This window comes from Stenotrophomonas sp. A3_2 (assembly GCF_036624925.1).
GTDB lineage: Bacteria > Pseudomonadota > Gammaproteobacteria > Xanthomonadales > Xanthomonadaceae > Stenotrophomonas > Stenotrophomonas hibiscicola.
The window spans coordinates 75316-81391 of the sequence record NZ_JAZKVY010000316.1 but is presented as its reverse complement, the minus strand read 5'-3'; the positions used below and the strand labels follow the sequence as shown (position 1 = coordinate 81391).

Sequence of the window (6076 nt, the reverse complement as noted above, 5' to 3'; positions counted from 1 at the left end):
CAGCAGGCACAGCAGGTGATCGCGCGTGCACTGGCCAGCGGCAAGGCCGAGCGCCTCTGAAACGGCGGTATCGGCCGCGCCCTGCCGGCGCGCCGCCCGGCCCAACCGCCACTGGGTCGGGCCCCGGCCGGCCCCGGCCCGCCCCCCCCCCCGCCCCCCCTGCCGCGGCAGGGCGCGGGGCCGGCCCCGGCGCTACCAGCGGAACATCAACCGCAGCTGGCGCGTTCGATGCGGTTCTGCGCATCCACCTGCACGGTCACGCGGTCCTGGCGGAAGTCCATGGTCACCGCCATGCCAGGCTTGACCACCCGTGCATTGCGCGCGCCGCTGGCGCTGACCAGCTGCTTCACGGTGGCCTCGTCGGCGGTCTTGCCGGTGAAGGGTTCAAGCTTGTCGGGCTGGCACTCATGCGGGCCATCGGCCGCCGGTGGCGGCGTGGTCTCATGCGCGGTACTGCTGCCGGCATGGCTGCAGGCGGCCAAGGGCAGGATGGCGAGCAGGACCAGGGGATTGAGGCGCATCGTCGGGCTCCAGGCGTGGATGGTGGCGGCAGTGTCACCGCTGCCACCGTCAGGGCATGTCAACGCTGCCCCGTGTCATTACTGCCCGACCAGCGCCAGTGTCTCGCGCTCGCGCTGTTCCTCGCGCACCAGCCGCTGCAGCAGCAAGGCCAGCGTCACCACGTCCTGATGATTGTGATCGGCCACCCGGCGCAGGTTCACCGCGTCGCCGCCACGCAGGAAACGCAGCCATGCACCGGGTGCTTCCGAACCGGGCAGGTCGTCCTCGCGGACCACGCGCAGCAATTGCCGCTCGATGGTGGACAGCTTGCAGTTCTCCCAGGTGCCGCGATAGCGGCGACGGGTGGGGTAGAGCAGGTCCACATGGTCCAGCGCGGTGATCGGATCGCGTTGGCGCGCCAGCCGGTAGCGCGCCTTCAGCAGCGGCGCATCGTAGCTGCGGCCGTTGTAGCTGCAGAACACGGTGGAGGGCTGCAGCCAGCTGGCGAAGGTGGCAAGCATGGCCTCTTCGGCGGCCATCGTCGACATCAGCAGCTGGCGGACGCGCAGGCCGTCGCCGCGTTGCGGGCACGTGTGCCAGTCCGCAGCGCCGATCATGAAGGCACGCGTGCCGGTGCCACCGGCCAGGCCGGTGGTCTCGGTATCGAAGAACAGCAGGTCGCGCGCAGCTACGTGCTGGTCCTCGCGCTTGGCGAAGGCCAATGACAGCGGGGTGGTCGGGATTGGTTGCGGCTGCAGCGATTCGATCAGGAACAGGCCCGGTGCGATCTCCTCGCCGGGCAGCTGACGATCCTGTGCGCTGGCGCGTGCCGGCGTGGCACTGCCGCGGGAGCGCAGGCCGAGCAGGCGATGCAGGCTGCCTACTTCCGGCCGACGCAGCGGTGTGGGTGCCGGTGCGGAGGCCGCAGCGCCGGTCGGCTTGTGGCGGATTTCCTGTTCGACCCAGGCGAACACCGAACGTTCGGCCGGTGGTTGCCGCGCATCGTTGGCGGCCACGGATGCCGGTGGCGCAGGGGGCACGTCCGGCGCGGCCGGTGTGCTCGCCTTCGGGTCGCCGGCCTGCTTCCGCAGCAGGCGCAGCTTGTCCAGGCTCAGGCTCACGGTGCCAGCAACTCCATCGGCTCGCGCGTGGTGATCACCACGTCGGGCACATCCTGGCAGGCGTCGGCATCGAACAGGTCGAGCACGCGCAGCGCCAGCGTGCGCGGCGAAGTCTCATCGTCTTCCTGCGCGGCCAGCACCGGACCCACGCAGGCCGGGCAGCCAGCCTTGCAGTCGCAGCGCTGCACCAGTTCGCGCGCGCGCTGCACCAGCTCGGCCTGGCGTTGCCACAGCGGTTCGCTGAGGCCGACACCGCCGGGGAAATTGTCGTACAGGTACACGGTGGGCACGAATTCCTGCAGCAGCTCCACTCCAGTGGGATCGCCCTCGCTGCCGCGTAGCTGGCCACGGCCACTCTGGTCGGCGATGGCGAACCAGGAACCATCGCCGTTGCCGACCGACTTCTGCAGGTCGCGCGCATCGGCCATCACCGCCACGGTGGCAACGATGTGCAGCGCGTAGGCGGCGCCGAGAAAACCATCCAGTGCATCCTGCTTGCTGGCGAACGCACGCAGCAGCAGCGCCTGAGGCAGCTGCCACCACACCGCCGTGGTGTGCAGTTCCTGGTCAGGCAGGTTCACCGGGCCGTAGCCGATGTTTTCGTGGGTGTAATAGCGGATCTTCTTGTAGCCGGCCACGCGCCGCACTACATGCACTTCGCCATGGTGCGAATCGCCACGGCCGGCCACGCCGCCGTCGAAACGGTCCAGCACCTTGAGCTTGGTGAAGTCGATGCTGTCGGTGTAGTAGTCCACGTGGGTACGGGTGACGTAGGCCTTGCGGCCCTCCCAGTCCAGCGTCTCCACCTGGTACGGGGTGGACTGCACCATGTGGATCGCCCCTTCGTACAGGGTGAGTGCGGCGGCGGAGTAATCGACCTCGGCGATGATCTGCTGGCGGCCATCGCTGCGGTCGACCACCACGAAGTTACCGTCGGCCACCGCGCGCAGGCTGACCGCATTGGCGGGATAACTGTCGGCAATCCATTCCCAGCGCTCGCCTTCGCGGTGGATCACTTCGGTCTCTGCCAGCGCTTCCAGGAATACCTCCGGATCGATCGGGCCGAAGCCATCGCCGACCCGGAACGGCAGCTCGAAGGCCGCGCACCGGATATGGTCGAACAGGATCAGCGGCTGGTCCGGCGCGATACGCGCGTGCTCGGGCGAGGCCTCGGCGAAGAAGTCCGGATGCCGCACCACGTACTGGTCCAGCGGCTGCGAACTGGCCACCATCACCCCCAGCGCGGGCTGCTGGCGGCGACCGGCACGGCCAAAGCGCTGCCAGGTGGCGGCCACGCTGCCGGGGTAACCATTGAGGATGACCACGTCCAGGCTGCCGATATCCACGCCCAGTTCCAGCGCCGACGTGCTGACGATGCCGTCGATGTTGCCGGCACGCATCGCGCGCTCGGTCTCGCGCCGCTCGGTGGGCAGGTAGCCACCGCGGTAGGCGCGGATGCGCGGCGGTTTGCGCGGGTCGTGGTCGAAGATGTCCTTCAGGTACTTGGTCAGCACTTCGACCATCAACCGGGTCTGCGCGAACACCAGGGTCTTCAGCCCGGACTTGATCGCGATGCGCGCGATGCGGTTGCTCTGCGACCGCGCCGAGGCGCGCAGGCCCAGGTCCGGATTGATCACCGGCGGGTTCCACAGCAGCACCTGTTTCGGCCCGCTGGGCGCGCCGGATTCGGTGATGGCGGTGACCGGCGCCTCGATCAGCGCCTCGGCATGTGCCTGCGGGTTGCCGATGGTGGCCGAGCACAGGATGAACTGCGGTTGCACGCCGTAGAACGCGCAGATGCGCTTGAGCCGGCGCAGCACGTTGGTGACGTGGCTGCCGAACACGCCGCGGTAGGTGTGTACTTCGTCGATGACGATGTAGCGCAGGTTCTCGAAGAACTGCGCCCACTTGGTGTGATGCGGCAGGATCGCCTGGTGCAGCATGTCCGGATTGGACACCACGATGTCGCCATGCAGGCGGATCGCCTGGCGCGCATCACCCGGGGTATCGCCATCGAAGGTGAAGGCCTTGACGCCCAGATCGCCAGCACGGTTGAGTTCCAGCAGCTCGGCCACCTGGTCCTGTGCCAGCGCCTTGGTCGGGAACAGGTACAGCGCCTTGGCCTTGTCCTGCATCGCCGCGCTGACCACGGGCAGGGTGTAGCACAGCGACTTGCCGCTGGCGGTGGGGGTGACGATGGCCACGTGCTCACCACGCTGGCTGGCCTCCCAGGCCTCGGCCTGGTGGCTGTAGAGCTGCTCGATGCCGCGTGCCTTCAGGGCCGCGGCCAGGGCCGGCGGCACCGACCTGGGAATGGGCGCGTAGCGGCCTTCGCGGCCGGGAATGGCGAAGCTGCCGGTGATGCGGTCCTGGTAGCGGCGCTGCAGGCGCGCGCTGAGCAGGGCGCCGTCGCGGGCGGGCAGGCCGTCGCGGGTGGCGAGCTTCTGCTCGGCGTCGGCGGTGCGCTTGGCGAGTTCGTAGGCCATGGAAAGTGGAGCCGGGACGGATTGCGAGGGGTCACATGGCACCACATCCACGTCTCAGGATGTGAGACATCGCGCGCGAGGGGCGTGAACCGTTCATTGCCACGGACGGGTCCGGACGCTGCGCGATGTCCGCTTCAAGCGCCTCGTTGCGGCGGAAGAACTGCACCATGCAGATCACAATCCGCATCGCGTGCCAGCCCAACGCCAGCAATGCCACCGCCCCCCAGCCAGACGCAAGCGGCCAGCCCAGCTCCAGGCGCTGCGACTACGGCATCCAGGCGGCGCCGAAGACCAGCACGCACAGCAGCAGGCCCAGCCACGCCAGTTGCCAGGACCCTCCCGGGGGCGGATAGCGGCGTCGGTCGCTGGCCAGGCACCACGCCGTGCCAGCGCCCAGCACTGCGCCGTCACAGGCGCGCACATCCAGCAGCATCGAGCGCCTGCGGGAGAATGCCGCAGCGTGCTCCCATTCCGCTGGAAGCTGCACACGCCGGTCATTGCCCAGCAACCACACCCGTGATGTCTGGGCAGTACGCTGGTACGCGCGCAGGCGCCCGCGGACCCGCAGCACGCGCTGCGCTGTCGCAGGGCCGTTGCGGCGAGGGAAGCCCAGCCAGGCCGCAAGACCGGCGATGGCGAGCAACGGCATGGCGAGCAGGCCCGGGACGCCGGTGGCGGCCCACAGCGCCAGTGCGGCAATCAGCAGCGGGGACGGGCGCAGGCCGGGACCCCGTCGCATCGAGACTTCTTCGGGTGTCTCCAGGCGCTCGCCACAGACGCGGCTGGTGGCTGCATCCGGCCGTGCAGCAGCGATGGTGAAGCCATTGAGACGCACCACCATGGCCACGTGATCACCCAGTACCACGTCAGCTTCATTGTCTTCCGAGAGGTAGGGCCATGCCTGTCTTGGCACCAGCACGGGAATGCCAGCCAGAAAGCCGTCACCGACCGGGAAGCTGTTCCGCCACGCCCCGCCGGTGAAGGCGCCACTCAGCCGCTTTATCTGGTCGTCATGGTCGCAGCCGGTCAACGCGCGCACCGGTGCCAGTGCCATGTGTTCGTCCGCGCCCAGCGTCCGCAGCGTGCTGCTGCGGCGCAGCGAGGCGATGCCTGCGCGGACACGCGATGTCCATTCGGCTGCGGTCGCGATGACCATCAGGCACACGACCGCCAGACCAACCAGTACTGCCGCGCGCGACATCAGCAGGCGACTGGCCGACGCGGCGGGCGTGTGGAGGGAGCTGTCATCAAGGAGGGCCTTACCGGGAAAACCGCAGGATGCCGTCCCCGCGCCCCGAGGGGAATGAAGTTCGTTGCAAACTTCGGTGCCCGGTCCGCGCAGCGACGATGCGTGACACACCCTGAATGCCCCCGCCGATGCCAACGAAATCTGAAGCCCGCATCCGTATCCTTGTTCACTGGACGCAACCAACAGGGTGGATGGCTGTGGCACGACCGGGAACGCAGGGAGCACTGCTGGCCAGCCTGTTGCTGGCGGGCATCGCGCAGGCGCAGCAGTCGGTGCCTGCGTCTGGTCCTGCGCCTGCACCTCCTGTAGATGCGCCGGCCGCACCCCCCGCGCCGATCTCCACCACCCCGCCACAGGACGGCGTCACCACCTTGGGAGAAGTTCGCGCGCTCAAGCCGGATGACGAGCCGGTGGACCTGTACCGCTTCAAGAACCCGGTGAAGTTCGGCGACAACCGCTTCAGCCGTGACTGGAGCGAGCCGCCGTCGCCGGAGCAGGTCAGCATGGGCGGTGGCTACATCATGATGGGCGTGGTCAAGGGTGTGATGGCGGCAGCCAAAGGCATCAACAAACTCACCGGCGGGCCGGACCAGATCCAGGCGGCCGTGGCGCGGCCACCGCCAGAGCTCAGCGCCGAACAGCAGCAGCGCGCGCTGCGGTTCTCACAGGAGCAGGATGCCGGCGACACAGCGCCAGTGAAGTAGGCCGGTATATGCTGC

At 68.7% G+C, this 6076-nt stretch carries 5 protein-coding genes; 1 reads left to right on the top strand and 4 read right to left on the bottom strand.

Going from position 1 to position 6076, the window contains the following annotated elements:
• Positions 1 to 206: 206 nt before the first annotated feature.
• The 4 genes from R5H29_RS14850 to R5H29_RS14835 form a co-directional block, all read right to left on the bottom strand.
• On the bottom strand, positions 207 to 521 hold the full coding sequence (locus R5H29_RS14850; protein WP_019661967.1) for an I78 family peptidase inhibitor: 315 nt from the start codon (positions 519 to 521) through the stop codon (positions 207 to 209).
• A gap of 78 nt (positions 522 to 599) precedes the next feature.
• Positions 600 to 1622, bottom strand: a complete 1023-nt coding sequence (locus R5H29_RS14845; RefSeq protein WP_332329371.1) for a ribonuclease H-like domain-containing protein — start codon at positions 1620 to 1622, stop codon at positions 600 to 602.
• On the bottom strand, positions 1619 to 4108 hold the full coding sequence (locus tag R5H29_RS14840; RefSeq protein WP_332329370.1) for a DEAD/DEAH box helicase: 2490 nt from the start codon (positions 4106 to 4108) through the stop codon (positions 1619 to 1621). The genes R5H29_RS14845 and R5H29_RS14840 overlap by 4 nt, the downstream gene beginning before the upstream one ends.
• Before the next feature lie 265 nt (positions 4109 to 4373).
• Positions 4374 to 5264, bottom strand: coding sequence for a hypothetical protein (locus R5H29_RS14835; RefSeq protein WP_332329369.1), 891 nt, complete (start codon positions 5262 to 5264; stop codon positions 4374 to 4376).
• Between the two features lie 284 nt (positions 5265 to 5548).
• Here R5H29_RS14835 and R5H29_RS14830 point away from each other — a divergent pair, with 284 nt between their 5' ends.
• The gene (locus R5H29_RS14830; protein WP_227852941.1) at positions 5549 to 6061 is read left to right on the top strand and encodes a hypothetical protein; all 513 of its coding nucleotides are present in this window, start codon (positions 5549 to 5551) and stop codon (positions 6059 to 6061) included.
• The last annotated feature ends 15 nt before the right edge of the window (positions 6062 to 6076 follow it).